Origin of the sequence: Streptomyces sp. NPDC057565 (genome assembly GCF_042801455.1) — a bacterium.
GTDB lineage: Bacteria > Actinomycetota > Actinomycetes > Streptomycetales > Streptomycetaceae > Streptomyces > Streptomyces yanii.
In genome coordinates this window covers 76,631-96,249 of the sequence record NZ_JBHVFU010000018.1, presented here as the reverse complement: position 1 = coordinate 96,249, position 19,619 = coordinate 76,631, and the positions used below count along the sequence as shown (strand labels likewise).

General features: G+C 71.1%; 16 protein-coding genes. 3 read left to right on the top strand and 13 right to left on the bottom strand.

Going from position 1 to position 19,619, the window contains the following annotated elements:
* Positions 1–14 precede the first annotated feature (14 nt).
* On the top strand, positions 15–1,259 hold the full coding sequence (locus ACFU8W_RS27760; protein ID WP_345510350.1) for a styrene monooxygenase/indole monooxygenase family protein: 1,245 nt from the start codon (positions 15–17) through the stop codon (positions 1,257–1,259).
* Positions 1,260–1,361: 102 nt separating this feature from the next.
* Here ACFU8W_RS27760 and ACFU8W_RS27755 read toward each other — a convergent pair whose 3' ends face one another.
* From ACFU8W_RS27755 to ACFU8W_RS27735, 5 genes are all read right to left on the bottom strand, one after another.
* The gene (locus tag ACFU8W_RS27755; RefSeq protein ID WP_384042504.1) at positions 1,362–2,522 is read right to left on the bottom strand and encodes an NlpC/P60 family protein; all 1,161 of its coding nucleotides are present in this window, start codon (positions 2,520–2,522) and stop codon (positions 1,362–1,364) included.
* A gap of 192 nt (positions 2,523–2,714) precedes the next feature.
* Positions 2,715–5,303, bottom strand: coding sequence for a PQQ-binding-like beta-propeller repeat protein (locus tag ACFU8W_RS27750; protein ID WP_384042501.1), 2,589 nt, complete (start codon positions 5,301–5,303; stop codon positions 2,715–2,717).
* A gap of 249 nt (positions 5,304–5,552) precedes the next feature.
* The gene (locus tag ACFU8W_RS27745; RefSeq protein ID WP_327244355.1) at positions 5,553–5,819 is read right to left on the bottom strand and encodes a hypothetical protein; all 267 of its coding nucleotides are present in this window, start codon (positions 5,817–5,819) and stop codon (positions 5,553–5,555) included.
* Between the two features lie 33 nt (positions 5,820–5,852).
* On the bottom strand, positions 5,853–6,605 hold the full coding sequence (locus ACFU8W_RS27740) for a TetR/AcrR family transcriptional regulator (RefSeq protein WP_384042497.1): 753 nt from the start codon (positions 6,603–6,605) through the stop codon (positions 5,853–5,855).
* Positions 6,606–6,692: 87 nt separating this feature from the next.
* On the bottom strand, positions 6,693–7,628 hold the full coding sequence (locus tag ACFU8W_RS27735; RefSeq protein ID WP_266981509.1) for a diiron oxygenase: 936 nt from the start codon (positions 7,626–7,628) through the stop codon (positions 6,693–6,695).
* A 178-nt stretch (positions 7,629–7,806) separates the two neighbouring features.
* On the opposite strand from ACFU8W_RS27735, the gene ACFU8W_RS27730 reads away from it, so the two are divergent.
* Positions 7,807–8,916, top strand: a complete 1,110-nt coding sequence (locus ACFU8W_RS27730) for a ferritin-like domain-containing protein (RefSeq protein WP_345510343.1) — start codon at positions 7,807–7,809, stop codon at positions 8,914–8,916.
* Between the two features lie 295 nt (positions 8,917–9,211).
* On the opposite strand, the gene ACFU8W_RS27725 is transcribed toward ACFU8W_RS27730, so the two are convergent.
* From ACFU8W_RS27725 to ligD, 8 genes are all read right to left on the bottom strand, one after another.
* Positions 9,212–9,691 (bottom strand): DUF3291 domain-containing protein, encoded by a 480-nt coding sequence (locus ACFU8W_RS27725; protein ID WP_384042492.1) that lies wholly within the window; start codon positions 9,689–9,691, stop codon positions 9,212–9,214.
* Positions 9,692–9,778: 87 nt separating this feature from the next.
* The gene (locus ACFU8W_RS27720; protein ID WP_384042489.1) at positions 9,779–11,236 is read right to left on the bottom strand and encodes a penicillin-binding transpeptidase domain-containing protein; all 1,458 of its coding nucleotides are present in this window, start codon (positions 11,234–11,236) and stop codon (positions 9,779–9,781) included.
* Complete coding sequence (locus ACFU8W_RS27715) at positions 11,233–12,612, bottom strand: FtsW/RodA/SpoVE family cell cycle protein (RefSeq protein ID WP_384042486.1); 1,380 nt, start codon at positions 12,610–12,612, stop codon at positions 11,233–11,235. Before ACFU8W_RS27715 ends, ACFU8W_RS27720 begins: the two co-directional genes overlap by 4 nt.
* A gap of 55 nt (positions 12,613–12,667) precedes the next feature.
* Entirely contained in the window at positions 12,668–13,993 is a 1,326-nt protein-coding gene (locus tag ACFU8W_RS27710) for an ATP-binding protein (RefSeq protein ID WP_384042484.1), read from the bottom strand.
* The gene (locus ACFU8W_RS27705) at positions 13,990–14,751 is read right to left on the bottom strand and encodes a hypothetical protein (RefSeq protein ID WP_384042481.1); all 762 of its coding nucleotides are present in this window, start codon (positions 14,749–14,751) and stop codon (positions 13,990–13,992) included. The genes ACFU8W_RS27710 and ACFU8W_RS27705 overlap by 4 nt, the downstream gene beginning before the upstream one ends.
* Positions 14,752–14,866: 115 nt before the next feature.
* A complete protein-coding gene (locus ACFU8W_RS27700; protein ID WP_345510338.1) occupies positions 14,867–15,184 on the bottom strand; it encodes a zinc-ribbon domain-containing protein in 318 nt (105 codons plus the stop codon).
* The gene (locus tag ACFU8W_RS27695; RefSeq protein ID WP_384042477.1) at positions 15,181–17,340 is read right to left on the bottom strand and encodes a HEAT repeat domain-containing protein; all 2,160 of its coding nucleotides are present in this window, start codon (positions 17,338–17,340) and stop codon (positions 15,181–15,183) included. The genes ACFU8W_RS27700 and ACFU8W_RS27695 overlap by 4 nt, the downstream gene beginning before the upstream one ends.
* 139 nt (positions 17,341–17,479) lie before the next feature.
* Complete coding sequence (gene ligD, locus ACFU8W_RS27690) at positions 17,480–18,367, bottom strand: non-homologous end-joining DNA ligase (protein WP_384042474.1); 888 nt, start codon at positions 18,365–18,367, stop codon at positions 17,480–17,482.
* Positions 18,368–18,437: 70 nt separating this feature from the next.
* Between ligD and ACFU8W_RS27685 the strand changes: the two genes are divergently transcribed.
* Positions 18,438–19,496 carry a Ku protein gene (locus tag ACFU8W_RS27685; RefSeq protein ID WP_384042470.1) on the top strand — a complete coding sequence of 353 codons (1,059 nt, stop codon included), beginning with the start codon at positions 18,438–18,440 and terminating at the stop codon, positions 19,494–19,496.
* Positions 19,497–19,619: the final 123 nt, after the last annotated feature.

The window sequence follows — 19,619 nt, the reverse complement described above, 5'->3', positions numbered from 1 at the left end:
AACGGAGAACCGCGATGCGGAAGATACTCATAGTCGGAGCCGGCCAGTCCGGTCTCCAGCTCGCCCTCGGACTGCAGTCCAGTGGGTACGAAGTCACCCTGATGTCCAACCGCACCGCCGACGAGATCCGGTCCGGCCGGGTCATGTCCACGCAGTGCATGTTCCACACCGCGCTGCAGCACGAGCGTGACCTCCAGCTCAACTTCTGGGAGTCCCAAGCCCCACGCATCGAGGGCCTCGGCGTGTCGGTCGCCGCCCCCGACTCCTCGCGCGCCGTCGACTGGGTCGGCAAGCTGGACGGCTTCGCCCAGTCCGTCGACCAGCGCGTGAAGATGGCCGGCTGGATGGAGACGTTCGCCCAGCGCGGCGGACAGCTCGTCATCCACGGGGCGGCCGTCTCCGACCTCGACTACTTCTCCCGCACCTACGACCTGGTGATGGTCTCCGCGGGCAAGGGCGAGCTGGTCTCCATGTTCGGTCGGGACGCGTCCCGTTCGCCGTTCGACGCCCCGCAGCGCGCCCTGGCCGTCGCGTACGTCCACGGCATGGGTCCGCGCCCCGAGCACCCCGAGTTCGACGCGGTCCGCTGCAACCTGGTCCCCGGTGTCGGCGAGCTCTTCGTGATGCCGACCCTGACCACGTCCGGCCGCGCCGACATCCTGTTCTGGGAGGGCGTCCCGGGCGGCCCGCTGGACGTCTTCCAGGGCATCAAGGACCCCTCCGAGCACCTCGCGAAGACGCTGGAGCTCATGGAGCAGTTCACGCCGTGGGAGTACGCGCGTGCGACCAAGGTCGAACTGACCGACGCCAATGGAACCCTGGCGGGCCGTTACGCCCCGACCGTGCGCAAGCCGATCGGCCGGCTGCCCGGCGGCGGCCTGGTGCTCGGAGTGGCTGATGTCGTCGTCGCCAACGACCCGATCACCGGCCAGGGCTCCAACTCCGCCTCCAAGTGCGCCGACGCGTACTTGAAGTCGATCATCGAGCACGGCGACCGGCCGTTCGACGCGGACTGGATGCAGTCCACGTTCGACCGCTACTGGGACACCGCGCAGCACGTGGTGAAGTGGACGAACGCCATGCTCGGTGTACCGCCGGAGCACGTGCTGAACCTGATCGGCGCCGCCGGTCAGCTGCAGCCGGTCGCCGACCGGTTCGCCAACGGGTTCAACAACCCGGCGGACTTCGACAACTTCTTCTTCGATCCCGAGAAGACGAACGCGTACCTCGCGCAGGTCTCGGAGGCAGCGGCGGCCTGACCGTCGTACCGCCAGGACAGACACGACAGCCGGGCCGGTTCCCGTCGGGAGAGCGACGGCGTGCGGCCCGGCTGACGTGTGTACGGGGGGTAGTGCGTGCGGCTACTCGTCGCCGGGCGCGGACGAGGAGTTGTACCCGGCATCCGAGCCGCTGGACGCGTCCGGGGCCAGCTCCGGGAGGCTGTAACTGCTCAGCGACGGGCTCTTCGGATCCGGACGCACGGCGCCCAGCAGCGGATTCGACGCCAGCGGCGAGACCTTCACCTGCGACCCGGGCCGGGGCGCCTGCACCACCAGGCCGTTGCCGACGTACAGGGCCACGTGCGTGGCCTTCGGGAAGTAGATCACCAGGTCACCCGGGCGCAGCGCGTTCAGCGGTACCTTCCGCAGCTGCCGCCACTGCTCCTGCGAGGTCCGCGGAATCGTGCGCCCCGCGTTCGCCCAGGCCTGCGAGGTGAGCCCGGAGCAGTCGAACGACCCCGGACCCTCCGCGCCCCACACATACGGCTTGCCGAGCTGCCTGACCGCGTACTTCACCGCGTCGTCGCCCTCCTGAGACGGCGGTCGGGCCGAGGACAGGGCGCCCGAGGTGACCAGCGTGCCCTGGGCCTTGTCCGTGGCCTGCTGCTCCAGTCGGGACACCTTGGCGATCTGCTCGGCGGTGAGCTCGGCCAGCAGCACCTCCACCTTCCTCAGCCGCGACTGCACGGTGTCGCGCTGCTTCTTCTGCCGCGCGGCCAGCACTCGCTGCTTCTCGAGCACCTTGCGGGACGCGGAGGCCAGGGCGTCCGCGCGCTTCTCGGCGCCGGTGAGCCGCTTCACGGTCGCGGCCCGGCCGGCAGCCACCCGCCGGATCACGTGTTCCTGGTCCAGGGCGTGCTCGGGATCGCGGGACAGCATCAGCTGGACGTACGAGGAGAAATCGGACTGCCCCTGGTACTGCTCCCGGGCCAGCCGCCCCGCGTCGTTGCGGCTGTGGCCCAGCGCGGTCCGCGCCACGACGAGAGCGGTGTCCAGCTTCTTCGCCTCCGCCTGCCTCTTCTTCAGCTTCGCCGTGGTTCCGTTGTACGCCTCGCTGGCCTCCTCGGCCCGCTGATACAGCTTCTTGAGCTCGGTCAGCAGCTCGGCGACGCTCTTCGTGGCGCGTGGCTCACGGGCGGGGCCGGGACTGCTCGGCTCCGCGGCGGCGGCGACGGCGGGTGAGGCCGCGACCACCGCGGCGAGTGCCGCCGCGCAGAGGGTGCGCAGAACCCTGGACGACACGGGATCACCTCCGATGACGGGGCGATCGTGGGACTCCCCATGAGTGAGCGCAACTCGTCAATACGGTCACTCGGGCGCGGGCGATGCAAGAACCGTGCGACGTGGCGGCGCCCGGATTCGCCCGGACGGCGGGACGACCCGCGAGGGGTCCGGCGGATCACGGCCGGGGCCCTGATCCGACGGCCCCCGAGGTCACTTCACGGGGAACGCGTAGAACATCCGTTCCCGCTGGACGACGGCGGACTCCCCGAAGGCCAGCACCCGGTACGGGGCGGTGACCGTGGCGCCCTTCGGGTCCTGCACCCCGATGTCCTGGAACTTCCACAGTCGCCGGCCGTCCGCCGCGGCGAACGCGGTGACCTGCGCGTCCCCGGCCGCCAGCACGGTCCTGCCGCTGGAACTCACGGTGACGACCGGCGTCGATGCGCCGGGCACCGCCTCGGTGGACCGCCGCCAGCGCAGCTTTCCGGACTCCCGCTCGACCGCGCCCACTTCCTGGTTGCGGCTGGTGGTGTGCAGCAGGGCCCCGGCCGGGACCGGTGTCCCGAACACCGACCCGGGTGTGCCGTTCAGCGTCCACTTCGGCTTGCCCGTGGGCATCTCGAACGACTGGAGGGCGTCGCCCGCCGCCGCGTACAGCAGTCCCTGGTCATCCCCGACGGCTGCGCCGTCCGGACCGACCGTGCCGAACGACTTGGTCCACAGCAGCTTCCCGCTCTTGCGGTCGAACCCACGGAAGACCGCCTTGCCCTTGGCGGCCTTGACGTCGCCGGGGGTGAGCGTCGCGCTCTTCTGGCGTACGACGATGTCGTCGGGGCGGACGGCGATCAGCTGGTAGGCGGGGGGCGTCGATTCCCGGCCGGTGGGTACAGGGGTCCGCCACAGCTCCTTGCGCCGCACGATGTCGTACGCGAACAGGAACGACGTGACGACCTGTGTGTCCTTCCCGCGCTTCTTGCCCTTCTTCGGCTTCTCGGCCTTCACGGTGACCTTGCGCGAGCCGGTGAACCAGATCGCCGGACCGGACTGGCCGATGACGTCGGACACCGTCAGGAACGGTGCACCCTCGAACTCGTTCTCGTACGCCACCCGGTGCGCGACCGTTCCGTCCTTCGGCGACAGCCAGAGGAACTCGGACGGCCCGGCGACGAAGCAGAACGCGTCACCGGCAGCCAGGGCCGCCTGCCCCTTCGCCGCGTCAGGGCACTCCCAGAGGCGGCGGCCGGTCCGCAGATCGACGGCGGAGGCCTTCGTCTCACCGGTCAGCACGAGCAGCCGGTCGTGCCAGAGCGCGGCGGTGAGCGGCGCGGGTTCGGCCTCGGGGTGCCCGTACACCCAACGCGGCTGCGGCGGCAGCCCGGCCACGGTGGGGCCGCTGGGGGACGGGGCGGGCTTGCCGTCGTCCGGGGCGTCGGAGCCGTCGGACCCGAGGGCGAGCACACCCCCACCGCCGACGATCAGGCCGGCCGCGCCGGCGGCCGCACCGAAGAGCAGGGTGCGACGGTCGAGGGCGGCGAAGGGGGACGAGGAAGAGGAAGGCGCGGGCGTGGGCGTCACGGGCGGCGGGGGCGGGGCGGTCATTGCCGCTGCCGGGGCCGGGAGCGGGCGCGGCACGAGCGGCGCGACGGGCGGCAGGCCGACGGGCAGCCGATCGGGGGGACCGGTCCGTTCACGCGGGATGGACAGCTGGGTGGTCGGCCGGTCGGGCTCCGGGGCGCGGGGGCTGCCGACGCTTCCGATCCGGGTGGTCCGAGTGTCCTCCCCGAGGCCGCCGTCGCCGGGCGCGCCGGTGGCGGGGCTGTCGGGCGTGGCGTCGGCAGGTTCGGTGAGCGAACCGCGCGGGGCTGTGCCATCGGGGCTGTCCGCCGGCTCGTCGGCCGCCCCTTCGGACACCAGCTCCCTGACGCGGGACTCCTGTTCCGCAAGCGCCTTCGACAGCTGCTCCGGCAGCCAGCCGCCCCTCGCGAGGCCCGCCGCGCCCTCCAGTGCCAGTTCCGCCGCCACCGTCCCGGAGCTCGGCCGCTCGGCCGGGTCCTTGGTCAGGCAGCGCGCGATCAGCCCGCGCAAGTCCTCCGGGACCGCGCCCAGTTCCGGCTCGGCGTGGGCGATCCGCTCGGCCGCCTCCGCCGCCGGGCCGTCCGCGAGCGGGGTCGTGCCGGTCGCCGCGTACGCCAGCAGCAGACCGAGCACGAAGAGGTCGGAGGCCGGTCCCGCCGTCCCTCCCTCGACCTGCTCCGGGGTGAGATATCCGAGCCGCACGGAGAGCTGCCCGCCCGTTCTGGCCTCGGCTTCGGCCGCAGCGCCCAGCGGGCCGAAGGCGGTGAGCCGCGGTCCGTCCCCGGCCAGCAGCACGGTCCCCGGGGCGAGCCCCTCCAGCACGGCCCCGGTGGCGTGCACCCGGGAGAGCGTCTCGGTGATGCCCGCACCCAGTATCCGCACGGCACGCTCGGGGAGGGGCCCCGCGGCGTCGATCGCCTCGGCGAGCGTCAGCGCCGGTACGTACGCCACGGCCGTCCACAGCTCCCCGTCATCCGTACGGGTGGCGAGCTGCGGCTGGACCCAGCCACCCGCCAGCCGGTCCGCGGTGCGTGCCTCCGCCTCGAAGCGGCGGCGGAAGGCGGGCAGTGCGGCAAGCTCGGGCCGGGCCGCGGTGATCACGACGGTGTGGTCCGCGCTCGCGTCGTGCGCGAGGTACTGGACAGCGCTCGCCGTCTCGCGGAACCGCGCCAGCACGGTGTACGGACCGAAGCGGCGTGGATCGTCCTGACGCAGCGCCTCCATGGCGCACCCCCTTGTGACCGTTCTCGTGACCATGGATCCGTCGATCTTAAGGGCTGTCCCGTAATCCCTGGTGGATCAGCGCGCGGCGTCAGATGCGGTGCATCGCAAGGCGGATGGGCCTGTTCGGGCGTTCCGACAACGCAGCGAGGTGCCGTGGCTGTCGTCGTGCGCCCGCCAGGGATGACGGGACAGCCCTTGGGGCGTCCGGCAATCGAGAGGCGGGCGACGCACCCCGCCCGGACCAGCGGGTCAGCTCGGTTTCGACCAGGGCCACTTGAGAGTGTGGCGCTCGCGGCCCTCGGGGGCGTACTCGTACACCCAGCCGCGCTGCACACCCAGCCGCTTGGAGTATCCGGCCGGGACCCGCCGGTACGCGTACACGGTGGCCGGCCCGCCGTCGGCGTCCGGCACCGGGACCTCGTACCACTTGGGCGGATGGCCGGTCGAGCCGACGAGGACGGGGAGGACCCGCCCGTCCAGCGGGCCGCCCCTGAAGGTGGTGTTCTCGCTTCTCACGTCCCCAGTCTGACCCAGGGTGTGTTCCGGGGCTCAGTCCGGCGGCAGCAGGTGGGCCGCCCCGCCGAGCACGGGGACCAGTCGGGCCGCCAGCTTTCCGGCAGGACCGGATGCGGTCTCCAGCGACAGCAGTGCCGCCACCACGGACGCCGCCTCCCCGTCCGTCGCCGCGGTGGCCGCGAGCAGGGCGATCAACTGGTCGACCAGCCAGTCGCGCAGCTCGTCGGCGACGGGCTGTTTCTCCTCGTCCAGCCAGATCAGCGAGGCCGCCTCGACGGCTGCGATCCAGGTCCGCACCAACATCCGCAGCCGGGGCCCGGGCGCACATCCGTCTCCCCGGCCCAGATGCAGCAGGATCTGTTCGGCCGCCGCCCGCCGCACCTCGTCGACGATCGCCGTCGTCCGGGACGTCTCGGCGACGCTTCCGCCGCGCAGCAGGGCGCTGAACCCGGTGTCGTGCTCGTCGACGAACCTGAGGTAGCGGCCGAGCACTCGCGTCACCCGTTCCGTGGGCGGGCCCTCGGCCGGCTCGGCGAAGCAGAGTTTCAGTTCGTCCGCCGCGGACCGGAGCGCCGACTCGTACAACTGCTGCCGCCCACCGGGGAAGTAGCGGTAGACGAGCGGACGGGAGACACCGGCCACCGCCGCGACCTCGTCGAGCGAGACCTCGTCCGGCGCCCGGTGCGCGAACAGGGTGAGGGCGGCGCCCAGGAGTTGCGTGCGACGCTCCTCGACGCTGAGCCTTCGGTACGCGCGGTTCGGCGGGGCTGCGGCGGCAGAGGTCATGCCTCGAAGCCTAGGGGGTGTCCGGCGGCTCCCGGCCATGATCCGCCGGACACCCCCTGCGGCGCTCCCTCCGCCGCGGAAGCCGGCTCAGGCCAGCAGACCCGAGCTCTTCCACAGCTTGCGCCCCACCCCGTTCAACACGCCGATGTCGTCGAGGAAGTCCGTCAGCCGCTTCGCACCCGACTGCATGACCTCCGCCCGGTGGCCGCTCGCCTTCACCTGGGCGACGGCCTCGCGGCGGTCCAGGCCGACGTTCTCGTACACCTGCGGGTTGATGAAGCAGACGGAGAAGACGCGCGCCGCCTCCCCGCAGCTCAGCCGGGTGAACTCGCGCTCCCAGCGAGGTGCCGTGACCATCTGGCGGCGCAGCTCCTCGCGGGCGTAGCGCACGTGCCGTGCCTCCTCGACCACATGGATACGGGTCACGCCGCGCACCAGCGTCTGGACGCGCTCGTCCGGGAACGTCAGCCGCTGCATCCAGTCGAGGATCTCCTCGCCGAGCAGGGTCGCGGCGAACGAACCGGGCGTCGTGGAGACGGTCTTCAGGACCCGCGCCAGGTTGTGGTAGACGCGCGGTACGGGATAGCTGGGCGCCTGCCCCCACTGGATCATGCGGCCGAACATCATCGAGTGCCGGCACTCGTCGGCAATCTCGGTCAGCGCGTAACGGACATGATTGCTGGTCACCGGCTTGTCGTAGATGTGCCGGACCAGCAGCTGCATCAGGATGATCTCGAACCAGATGCCGAGCGACGCCAGCGACGCCGCCTCGTGCCGGGCCAGGTCCATCCGCTGCTCCTCCGACATCTTCCGCCACAGCGGGGTGTCGTAGAGGGAGACGAGCTCGGGCGGCCAGAACCACTTTCCGTCCTCGACCGCCGCATCCCAGTCGAGTTCGGTGTCCGGATCGAAGGAGTGCTTGGCCGAGGACTCCAGGAGGCGCTCGGCGATCTGCTCGCGGTCCCGGAGCGGGCCGAGTGCGTCGCGGAGCACCTGCACGTCGCGTTCGGTCACTGTCGTCATGGCTGGGGGCACCTCACACGTGGGTTACCGGGGGTCACTCCTTATGAGACTGCTCGTCAGTAAGGCAGTCAATCCCTCGCGCGCGACTTGTTGACTCGGCGTCTACCAACGTGTGAACCTGCCAACTGACCCAACCGCAGCGGAACTTGTCCGAGCATGCGAGGCGAAGGAGCCGTCCGTGTCGACACACGACCTCTACACCACCGCCCCCGACACGCCCCTGTGGCAGGTGCCCGCCTCCGGCGCCGCCCGCTTCAGCTGGGACTACGACGACGGCCGTGAACGCCTTCTCGCCCTCTACCAGAAGGGCAAGGACAAGCAGTGGGACGGCAACAAGCGCATCGACTGGTCCCTGGAGGTCGACCCCGCCGATCCGCTGGGCACCCCCGACGAGGCCCTCACGCTGTACGGCACCCCGCACTGGGCCAAGATGACCGAGAAGGACCGGGGCGAACTGCGCAAGCACTACACCTCGTGGCAGTTCAGCCAGTTCCTCCACGGTGAGCAGGGCGCGATGGTCTGTGCGGCCCGGATCGTGGAGTCCGTCCCCGACCTGGACGCGAAGTTCTACTCCGCCACCCAGACCATGGACGAGGCCCGGCACGCGGAGATATACGGCCGGTTCCTGCACGAGAAGGTGCAGATGCTCTACCCGATCAACGACAACCTCCAGGGCCTGCTCGGCGACACCCTGCGCGACTCCCGCTGGGACATGCCCTACCTGGGCATGCAGGTCCTGATCGAGGGCCTGGCGCTGGCCGCGTTCGGCATGATCCGCGACACCACGACCAAGCCGCTGCCCAAGCAGATCCTCGCCTACGTCATGCAGGACGAGGCCCGGCACGTCGCCTTCGGCCGGATGGCGCTGCGCGACTACTACAAGCAGCTGAGCGACGCCGAACTGCGCGAGCGCGAGGAGTTCGTCATCGAGGGCTGCTATCTGATGCGCGACCGTCTCAGCGGCGTCGAGGTGCTGGAGAACTTCGGCATAGGCAAGCAGGAGGCCAAGGACCTCTCCGAGCACTCGGAGTACCTGCAGCTCTTCCGCAAGCTGCTGTTCAGCCGCATCGTGCCGTGCGTCAAGGACATCGGTCTGTGGGGCGAGCGGCTGCAGAAGGCGTACGTCGACATGGGCGTCTTCGAACTCGGCGACTCCAACCTCGACCTGCTCATGGCCCAGGACGAGGAGATAGCCGAGCAGCTGGACCGGGACCGGTTCGCGGCGGAGGAGCAGGCGCGGGTCGCGGAGGTCGAGGAGGCGATAGCGGAGGGCGCTGCGCAGCACTAGAGGATGCCGTCGGCCCGGTGCGAGGGTCTTCGACGGCCGGCGCCCAGAGGCCGGCCGTGAAGCCGCGCACCGGCTCCGCCACCCGCACCGGAGCCTCCGGCGGCGTGGTGTGCGTCGCCGCGATGCCCGCGGCGGTGACGCACGCCTCCGGGCCACGACAGAGGGCTTCGGCGGCGTCGACACGACCCCCGCCGTCACCGGCGGGTCGTCGAGCGCCAGGTCGCGCCGCAGAGCTGAATCAGCCGGCGGCGGACACCGTCGGCGTCCGTGCCGAGTCGCGCACGCCGATCGGCGATCAGTCCGCGACGGGGGTGGGCGCCGGGAAGCTGGTCCGCAGCGTGAAAGCCCTCTCCGTCGGGCCGTGTTCGCGCAGGATCCGCAGGCGCTCCTCGGCGTCCTGCACCGTCGGGCGCTCGCCCGCCGGAACCCACCACAGTGCGGTCATCGCCTCCTCCACCCGCTCGAACCATTCGCGGCGCCGGGCGAGGAGTTCGCGATGCTGCCCCTGGTACATGAAGGCCGTCAGTGCGTCCGTGTCGCGCCACACCGACATGTTCACGATCAACCAGGAGTCTCCGAAAACCGGTACGTCGGTGGCGTTCCCGGTTTCGCTCTGCAGCCTCCAGATGAACCCCGCGGCTCGGTCGGCGACCGCGTTGACCGGATCGAGGGCCTCGACAAAGTCTTTCAACTCGGGTGAGTCCAGCGGGAATCTGAGCCGGGCGATGTTCACCTGGGCGAGTTCGTGGCCGTTCTCCGATGTCATGGATGTCATGGCCGCACAGTAATCAGCGTGTGCCGCGCCGTACGGGCCGTTCCGAGCGGCGAGACGGCCCGGATGGAGGTGCGCCCCTGCGTGCCGTCAGCCGCGCAGCGCCGCCTCCATGACGGCCCGGGCGATCGGCGCCGCGCTGCCGCCCCCGCTGATGTCCGCCCGCTTCGCGGCGGCGTCCTCGACGACCACCGCGACCGCGACCGCCGGCCGGCTCGCGTTCGGCGCCTGTGCCCAGGAGATGAACCAGGCATACGGGGTGCCGGAGTTGTCGATGCCGTGCTGAGCGGTGCCGGTCTTGCCGCCGACCGTCGCCCCGTCGATCGCGGCATTGGACCCCGTGCCCTGCTCGACGACGTCGATCATCATCTGCCGCAGCTGCGTCGCCGTCCGCGGGCTCATCGCCTGGTGGTAGGGGCGCGGGCCGTTCTGATGGACGGTGGTGCCGCTCCTGGTCGTCGTACGGTCCACCAGGTACGGGTACTTGAGGTCACCGCCGTTCGCGACGGCCGACGCCACCATGGCCATCTGCAGCGGTGTCGCCGTCGTGTTGAACTGTCCGATCGACGACAGGGCCAGCTGGTCGTTGCTCATATCGGTGTCGAAGTTGCTTCTGGCCACGCCGGACGGGATCCTCAGCCCGCTGTCGTTGAAGCCGAACTTCCGCGCCGCCTTCACCATCCCGTCGAGTCCGACGTCCACCCCCAGATGGGCCATCACGGTGTTGCACGACACCCGGATCGCCTCGGCGAGCGACGCGTACTCGCAGCCGCGTGCCTCATTGGGGAGCGTGGTGCTGGTCCCCGGCAGGACGTACGGGGACGGGGTGTCGGTCTCCGCATGAGGGTCCTCGACCACATCCGCGTCGAGCGCCGCAGCCGCCGTCACGATCTTGAAGGTGGAGCCCGGCGGATAGGTCTGCCGGATCGCCCGGTTGAGCATCGGCTGGCTCCTCGCCCTGTTGAACTGCCGCCAGGCGTCGGTGACCGACGAGCCGGTGCCGGAGAGCCGTTCGGGGTCGTACGAAGGGGTCGAGACCAGCGCCAGGATCTTGCCGGTCGACGGTTCGAGGGCGGCGACCGCACCCCGCCGCCCGCCCAGCCCGGCGTACGCGGCGCGCTGCATGGAGTCCTTGACGGTCGTTGCGACGTTGCCGCCGGGCTGCCGGCTGCGGGTGATCTCGTCCCACAGCGGCAGCGGGGCGAGCAGCGGATCGGTGCCGGAGAGGATGTCGTCCTCGGCGTTCTCGATGAGCGTCGTGCCGTACGTCTGCGAGGCGTACCCGGTCACCGGCGCGTACAGCGGCCCGTCAATGTAGGTGCGCTCGTAGGTGAGCCGCTCGTCCGTGTTCTTGGAGCCGGTGACCGATTTCCCGCCGACCAGGATGTTGCCCCGCGGCTGGTCGTAGCGGTCGATCGTCCGGCGGCGGTTGGCGGGGTTGTCGTCCAGTTGGTCCGCCTGGAAGACCTGGATGCGGGCGGCGTTGAGCAGCAGCGCCACGAGCAGCAGCAGGCAGAACGCGGCGGCCCGCCGGATGTAGCGGATCACGACGGGTCCTCCACGATCGGTGCGATGTCCCCGGTCTCCACCCGGTCGGGGTGGGGGGTGCGGGCGAGGTCGCTGATCCGGATGAGCAGCGCCACGATGATCCAGTTGGTCACGACGGACGAACCGCCCTGGGCGAGGAACGGCATCGCCATGCCCGTCAGCGGGATCAGTCCCATCACGCCACCCGCGATCACGAAGACCTGGAGGGCCAGGATCGAGGCGAGCCCGATCGACAGCAGCCGCCCGAAGGGGTCTCGCAGGGCGAGCCCGGCCCGGTAGCCGCGTGCGACCAGCAGCGCGTACAGCAGGAAGACCGCGGTCAGCCCGGAGAGCCCGAGTTCCTCGCCCGCCGTGGCCAGGATGAAGTCGGACTTGGCGGCGAAGCCGATGAGGATGGAGTGGCCGAGACCGAGCCCGGTGCCCAGCATCCCGCCCGCGGCGAACGCGAAGAGCGACTGGGCGAGCTGGCTCGGTCCCTCGCCCGCGTCGATGGAGGCGAACGGATCGAGCCAGTCCTGCACCCGGCTGTGCACATGGGGCTCGAAGGAGCCGACGGCGAACGCGCCGACGGCGGCGAGCAGCAGCCCCACCGCGATCCACCCGGTCCGGCCGGTCGCCACGTACAGCATGATCACGAAGAGGCCGAAGAAGAGCAGCGAGGTCCCAAGATCGCGCTCGAGGACCAGCACCCCGACACTGAGCAGCCAGATCGCCACGATCGGGCCGAGCACCCGGCCGGTGGGCAGTTGGAGTCTCCAGATCCTGCGTCCCGTGTAGGCGAGCGCGTTGCGGTTCGCGGAGAGGTACGCGGCGAAGAAGACGGCGAGCAGGATCTTGGCGAACTCGCCCGGCTGGAACGAGAATCCGCCGATTCGGATCCAGATCTTGGCACCGTTCACCGCGGGGAAGAAGATCGGCACGATCATCAGGACGAGCGCTGCGGCGACCGACAGGTACGCGTACCGCTGGAGCACCCGGTGGTCGCGGAGGAAGACGACGACCACGATGAAGAGCGCGACCCCGAGCGTCGACCAGATCAGCTGGGTGGGCGCCGCCTGGTCCTTCGGGGTCTCCAGGTCGAGCCGGTAGATCAGCACCAGCCCGAGGCCGTTGAGCAGGACGGCGATGGGGAGCAGCAGCGGATCGGCGTGCGGGGCACGGAAGCGGACGGCGAGATGGGCGAGGAGTGCGAGCAGCCCGAGGCCGGCACCGTAACCGGCGACATCGGGCGGGATCGCGTGGTCGTGCGCGAGGCCGACGGCGGCGTAGCCGTAGACGGAGATGAGGACGGCTCCGACGAGGAGCGAGAGCTCGACCCCGCGCCGCTTGGGCAGGCGTAGCTGCGGCGGGGGTGCGTCCGTCCTCGTTGCGGTCATGCCCCGCAACGTAGCAAGAGGTGCACCATATTCCCCTTATGCCAGTTAATTTCCCTTACATCGCCTCTGTCTGGTCGTCATGGCCGGGCGGTTCGCCGCCGTCGAGCCGTACGTACTCAGGGAGCGTCAGCCGCGCCACCGCCCCGCCGTCCTCCGCGTTGGCGAAGACGAGCTCGGCGCCGATGACCGCCGACTGCCCGACGGCGATGGTCAGTCCGAGCCCGTGACCCTTGCCGCCGCCCTCGGTACGGAACCGCTGAGGACCACCGGCCAGCAGATAGTCCGGGAACCCCGGACCGTGATCGCGTACGGTCACCACCGGCCCGTCGACCGTCACGACCACCGGCGGCCGGCCGTGCTTGTGCGCATTGGCGATCAGATTACCGAGGACCCGCTCCAGCCGCCGCTTGTCGGTCTCCACACGCACGGGCCTCGCCCCGGTTCCGGCTTCCGCCCCCAGGATGCGGACCTCGGTCTCCGTTCCCGAGGCGCCCGCCACACGAACGGCGAGCGGAGCCAGTTCGTGAACCGCGAGATCGACCTCTTCCGTCCGGGCGTCGAGCCGGGAGATCTCCAGCAGATCCTCCGTCAGCGCCCGCATCGTCCGCACCCGGTCCCGCACCAGCTCAGCCGGGCGGCCCGCCGGCAACAGCTCGGCCGCGGCCGAGAGACCGGTCAGCGGGGTGCGCAGCTCGTGCGCCACATCGGCGGTGAAGCGCTGCTCGGCCAGCAGCTTGCGCTGGAGCGTGGACGCCATGGTGTCCAGCGCACCGGCGACGATCGCCACCTCGTCCTGCGGGCGCGACGGGTCCCGGGTGCGGGGATCGTCGACGCGGGCGTCGAGATCGCCCGCACCGATCCGGCGGGCCACCCGGGCGGTCTGGTGCAGCCGACGGGTGACCCGGGTGACGGCGAACGCGCCGACCAGCAGCGTGGCGCCGATCGCCAGCAGCGAGGAGCCGACGATCGCCCGGTCGAGGCTGTTGATCACGTGGGCGCTCTGGCTGTAGTCGACCGCGGTGGCCAGCGCGCGGCCGTCGGCCGGGCCTGCCGCCCACATGGTCGGACGCCCGTGGCGGCGGGCGACGAGCGTGCCCTGACGCCCGCTCACGGCGAGGGCACGCAGGGACGCGGGCAGCCCGGGCGGATCGATACCGGAACCCGGCGGGAGCGCCTCGCCCGCCTTGTACGCCGCGGTGACGTCGTCCAGCCGGGAGAGCGCCTCGGTGCGGGCCTCGGCGACGGTCTCCCGGGTCACCGCGGTGTGCACCAGTGCGCCCAGCAGCGCGGCGAGTGCGCAGCACATCACGGTGATGAACACCGCCGCTTTCCAGGTGAGCGTCGCGGTCCACGCGGGCGCGCGCAGTCTCCGTCGCCTCATCGCCGCCCCGCGGAGGCGGTGACCGTCGGCGGCGCCATGGTCGGTTCAGGGCTGGGCTCCGCGCTCGGCCGGCCGCTGGGCGCCGTCTCCGGGGCCTTCCGCAGGATCTCGTCCCGCGTCGGCAGCATCGCCCGCTGGTGGTCGTCCCAGGACCAGGCCGTCCGGTATTCGTATCCGGCGATCGCCGATGGCACTCGCATGATCACGTCCCACCCGGCCAGCTCCACGCTGATCACGGAGTCCGAGACGGCCATGATCCGGGTCAGCCTGCCCGCCTCCGCCATGTAGACGCGCACGGAGAGCCGCCCGTCGCTCCGCCGCACGCCGAGCACCATGTCGTCCCTGCCGTCGCCCGTCAGATCGCGGTAGTACGGCTGCAGGACCGGGCAGGCGGCCGGCGCGGTGCGGCATGCGGTGATCTTCCGGACCGTGTCCGCGGGGAGCTCGTCCGAACCGATGGACCGGCTGGTGGTGGCCAACAGGTCGGCCTGCACCACGGCGACCGGATCCACCTCGCGCACATCGTCGTGCGGGACCGTGATCCCGAGGATGCGCGCCGTCACGCCCTCGCCGTAGTCGTACGGGGCGGCGGAGGCGGGCGGCAGCTGCGGCCAGAGCCGGGCGGGCCCGATGGCGGTCGGGGCCCTTCCGGCACTCCTCAGCTCGCCGCCGACGCCGCAGCCGGCCAGCAGCGCGGTGCCGAAGCCGGCCACGAGGGCCGCCTTCGCGCGGCGCGTCACCCGGCGATGCGGGCGCATGACTCCCTCCCTTCCCGGACGTCCGAGGTCATGGGTCTGCCGACCCGTGACCCATCGACCTTATGCGGAAGGAAGTCCCTTATGTCTTTTTGCTACCGGTGCTGCCGGAGGTGTATCAGCGCTGGTAGGGGTTCTGTCCGTCCTGGGCATACCCCGGCTGCTGCTGGGCCTGTCCGAACGGGTTGCCGTCCTGCGACGCCACGTGCTGCGCCAGCAGTTGGTCGGCCTGCTCCTTCGGGATCTTCTGCTCCCCGCCGCAGAACGTGCACTGCGTCGCGTACTTCGTCGAGAACGGGAACAGGGGAACGAAGAACAGCGTGAACTTCGTGACCCGCTTCCGCAGCGTGTGCGCGGACGGATTGCCGCACCAGCCGCAGACCAGAGTCAGAATGGCCAGTTGGTACAGATAGCCTCGCGTACCAAAAATGATCATGTCGTGGGCCCCTTCCCCGTTGCTTCGTGAAGCGCTCGCCGGCAGAGCACCAGCAGCTTTTCGTCCTCGTATGTGTCGTGGCTGCCGTACCCGCCGTCCATGGCGTTGTGACGTCGTACGGAGGCGAGTTCGGCACGCAGCACATGTGCCGCATCCGACCCTGCACCAGCAACACCCATCAGCGCCAGGCATTCCGCCACCCGGACCCTGACATGACGGTTCTTCTCCCAGGCGGCCAGCATGACCGGTACGGACTCCTCGGACCGCCCCGTCACCTCCCACAAGGCGATCGCCGCATCCACCCGCAGCCACAGCTCGTCGTGGAGCAGCAACGCCCGCAGCCGGGGCGCCACCGCGGCCGCGTGCGCACCCAGCTCGCCCAGCGCGCTCACCGCCGAGCGCCGCTCGTGCACGTGCTCCGCCCCCAGGCCCTCGATCAGAACCGGCAGCACGGCCTCCGCGTCCCCCTCGACCGCCCACAGCGCCTGAGCCGCTTCCGTCGCCGCCGGGGTCCCCGGGCGGCGGATCAGCGCCCGCAACTCCGGGACGGCGCACCGGGCGGCCGGACCGAACGAGCCGAGTGCCCGCAGTGCCGAGGTCCGCAGCCACTCCCCGCGGTACTCCGGCGCCCCGCGCAGCACCCGCAGCACCTCCGGCGCCGCCTCGCCCGCCCGCAGCGCGGTCAGCCCGCCGAGCAGCGGACTCGCCCGGTCGTACACCCCTTCGTCGAGATCGAGCCCGCCCAGCCTGCGCCGCAGCGCTCCGGCGAGCGGGGCCGCGGCCGCGCCCAGATGTCCGATGGCGAACCCCACGTCGTGCGGCACCTCGGGCCGCTCCAGCGCGGCGGCCAGCGCGGGCACCGCACGGGCGTCACCCAGCCGGGCCAGCGCCTTCACCGGGCTGCCGAGCCCCGGCGGCTCGCTCTCCCACTCCTTCACCCAGGACCCGGGATCCGACGCCACCCGCGCAGCCAGCGCGTCGGCGGCGGGCGCGGCCAGCCCGAACAGATCCTCCAGCATGTGCGAGGCGGCCTCGGCCAGCCGCGGCTCGGGGTCCGCGAGTTGAGCACCCACGAGGCGGACCAGCTCCTCGTACGAGCCCCGCCAGGCCCGTATCAGCCCGCTGCTCATCCGTACCGCATCGATGCGCTGCCAGCGGTCGGGGCTGCGCAGTTGGTCGATCAGCAGCGCGCTCCGGTCGGCGACCCGGTCGTCGAGCCCGACATGCAGCGTCCGCAGCAGATCCGCCGTCCAGGGGGCGCTGCGCCCTGCGGATTCCGCCGCGGACAGTGCCCGCACCTGCCCCACCAGGGTCACCGGCGCACCCCGCTCATCGGCGGGTTCGCCCGGACTCGGCTCGTCGACCTGTGCGGCGGTGCCAACCGGGTCCGGCACGCCGACCGATGTGCCGGGTGTCGAGCGCAGCTCCGTCAGCAGCCCCGCCACCATCCGTACGACATCGCCCGGTAGCGCGTCCGGCGCACAGCGGGCCAGCTGGGCGAGGGCAGCCAGCCGCAGCGCCGGGGCGTACGCCTCCGCGGCGAGGCGGCTCAGCCAGTCCGCCGCCTGCCCGGCCAGCGGGCGGTTCCGCAGTGCGACCCGACCCGCCGCCTCCACGAGCGCGAGCCGCACCTCCTCGTCCGGCTCCACCGGCAGCCGCTCCCGCAGCAGCGCGAGGACCCGCACCGGGTGGCTGTGCAGCGTGGCGAGTGCCAGCGGCGCGGCGAGTCGTACCCCCGGGTCCTCGTCGGCGATGAGCTCGAAGAACGCCCCGGCGCCGGCGGTGACGGCCGAGGCCGCCATCGCGTAGTTCGCCGCGTCCTCGATCTCCTCCTCGTCGGTCTCCTCCTCGTCGAACTCCTCGTCGTCGTCCTCGTCCAGATCGATGCCGCCGATGCTGGTGAGCAGCTCGACGATGCTGCCCCGGTCGTGGATCCCCGGGTCCACGACCAGCTCGAAGAGGAAGGGAATGCAGGCGAGTGTGCAGGCGTACACATCCCCCTGGTGGTGAACGGCCCCGTACATGCCGTCCAGCGCCTGTTCGCGCTCGGCCGGATCGGCGGACGCGAGCCCCCGGAGGAGGCCCGGCACGTCGTCGGCAGGCCCGTAGGCATGCTCCATCGAGGCCCAGTCGACCTCGTCGATCCCCGCCAACATGCCATCGCCTCCCCGCGGATTCACGTGATTGCAGTGCCTGCGCAGAGTGTGCACCACGGCCCGGGCAATCCACCCGCCACATGCAGCCTTTTGCTCGCAGGCATGACAACGGCCGGATGTGTGCGCCACGACTCGGGCATCAGGGCAGCGGCCGGGCCCGGTTCGGATTGATGAGCGGGCCGAGCAGATCCCCGTACCGCTCCAGCCGCCCGGCCATGTCGTCGGCCAGAAAGATCAGCTCGGCGGGGCTCCGGCAGTCCTCGATCTCGGCCCAGGCGACGGGCGCGGACACGGTCGGCTCGGCCCTGGCGCGCAGCGTGTACGGGGTGGCGGTGGTCTTCGCCGCCGCGTTCTGACTGAAGTCGACGAACACCTTCCCGGGCCGCAGCGCCCGCGTCATCCGGTGCACCACCAGCTTCGGAAGGGCCCGCTCCGCCTCCACCGCCAGCTGTTTGGCGTACGCCGACACCCGGTCGGAGGAGGCCGGTTCCAGTGGTACGAGAACATGCAGCCCCTTCGATCCGGAGGTCTTCCCGTACGCGAGCAGCCCGTCCGTCGCCAGCCGGTCGCGCAGCCACAGGGCCACCGCGCAGCACTCCACGACAGTTGCCGGAGCCCCCGGATCGAGGTCGAACACCATCCGGTCGGCGATGCCCGGGCTGTCGGCCTGCCACTGCGGCGTATGGAACTCCACCACCAGGTTCGCCGCCCACATCAGCGACGCCAGATCCTGGATGAGCACCTGTCCGGCCTGCTGCGCCATGTGCCGCGGCACCTCGGCGATCCTCACCCAGGACGGGGTGCCCGGCGGGGGGTTCTTGGTGAAGAACCGCTGCCCGTCCGGCCCGTCCGGATAGCGCAGGAAGGACACCGGCCGGTTGTACAGATGCGCGAGCAGGGCCCCCGCCGCCGTGGCCGCGTAGTAGTGCAGCACCTCGCCCTTGGTGGTTCCGGTGGCCGGATACAGAACCTTGTCGAGATTGCTGAGCGCCAGGCGCCGCCCCTCCACCTCTGTGATCGGCGTCATACGATAAGAATCACATGAATTCGGGATCAACGGTGATCTATCGGTATCTCCATGAACAAAGGGGTGAACGGTGAGGTCCATCTGGAACGGCGCGATCTCCTTCGGGCTGGTCAGCATCCCCATCAAGCTGGTCAACGCCACCGAGAGCCACTCGATCTCCTTCCGCCAGATCCACCTGGCCGACGGCGGCCGGATCCGCTACCGGAAGGTCTGTGAAATCGACGAGCAGGAAGTGACAGCCTCCGAGATCGGCAAGGGGTACGAGGACGCTGACGGCTCGATCATCCCGATCACCGACGAGGACCTCGGCTCGCTCCCGCTCCCCACCGCGAAAACGATCGAGATCGTCGCCTTCGTGCCCGCCACCGAGATCGACCCGCTCCAGATGGACACGGCGTACTACCTCTCCGCCAACGGAGTCCCCGCCGCCAAGCCGTACACGCTGCTGCGCGAGGCGCTGAAGCGGAGCCAGAAGGTGGCCGTCGCCAAGTACGCGCTCCGCGGCCGGGAACGGCTCGGCATGCTGCGCGTCGTCGACGACGTGATTGCGATGCACGGTCTGCTCTGGCCCGACGAGATCCGCGCCACCGACGGTGTGGCCCCGGAGACCGACGTCACGGTCCGCGAAGCCGAACTCGACCTGGCCGACGCGCTGATGGCCACTCTCGGCGAGGTCGACATGGACACCCTCCACGACGACTACCGCGAGGCGGTCGAGGCGCTGATCGCCTCGAAGGCCTCCGGCGAGGCCCTCGAACCGGCAGCGTCCGGCGACACCGGCGGCGGCAAGGTCATCGACCTGATCGCGGCGCTGGAGAACAGCGTCCGGGCGGCGAAGAAGGCCCGCGGCGAGGAGGCGGAAGAGGCAGAGGAGTCCGAGAGCGCACCGGTGGCCGAGGTGACGTCGCTCGCCGCCCGCAAGAAGAGCGGCGGAACCGGCGCGAAGAAGAAGGCCTCCGCGACCGCCACACCCCGGAAGACCACCGCGAAGAAGTCGACGCCGGGCAGAGCCCCGGCGAAGAAGACCGCCGCGCGGTCGACCACGAAGTCGACCGCGAAGACGGCGACGAAGAAGACCGCGAAGACGACGGCCAAGAAGGCAACACCCAAGAAACGCGCCTCGGCCTGACGGGACGCCGGCAGTCACTGCGACTGCCCGCGGGGACATGGCGCTGCCGACCTGTCCGCAGGGGCTGCCGCACAGGACTGCCCCGGAGCCGAAGCCCCGGGGCAGTCACCGCATCGAGCCCGT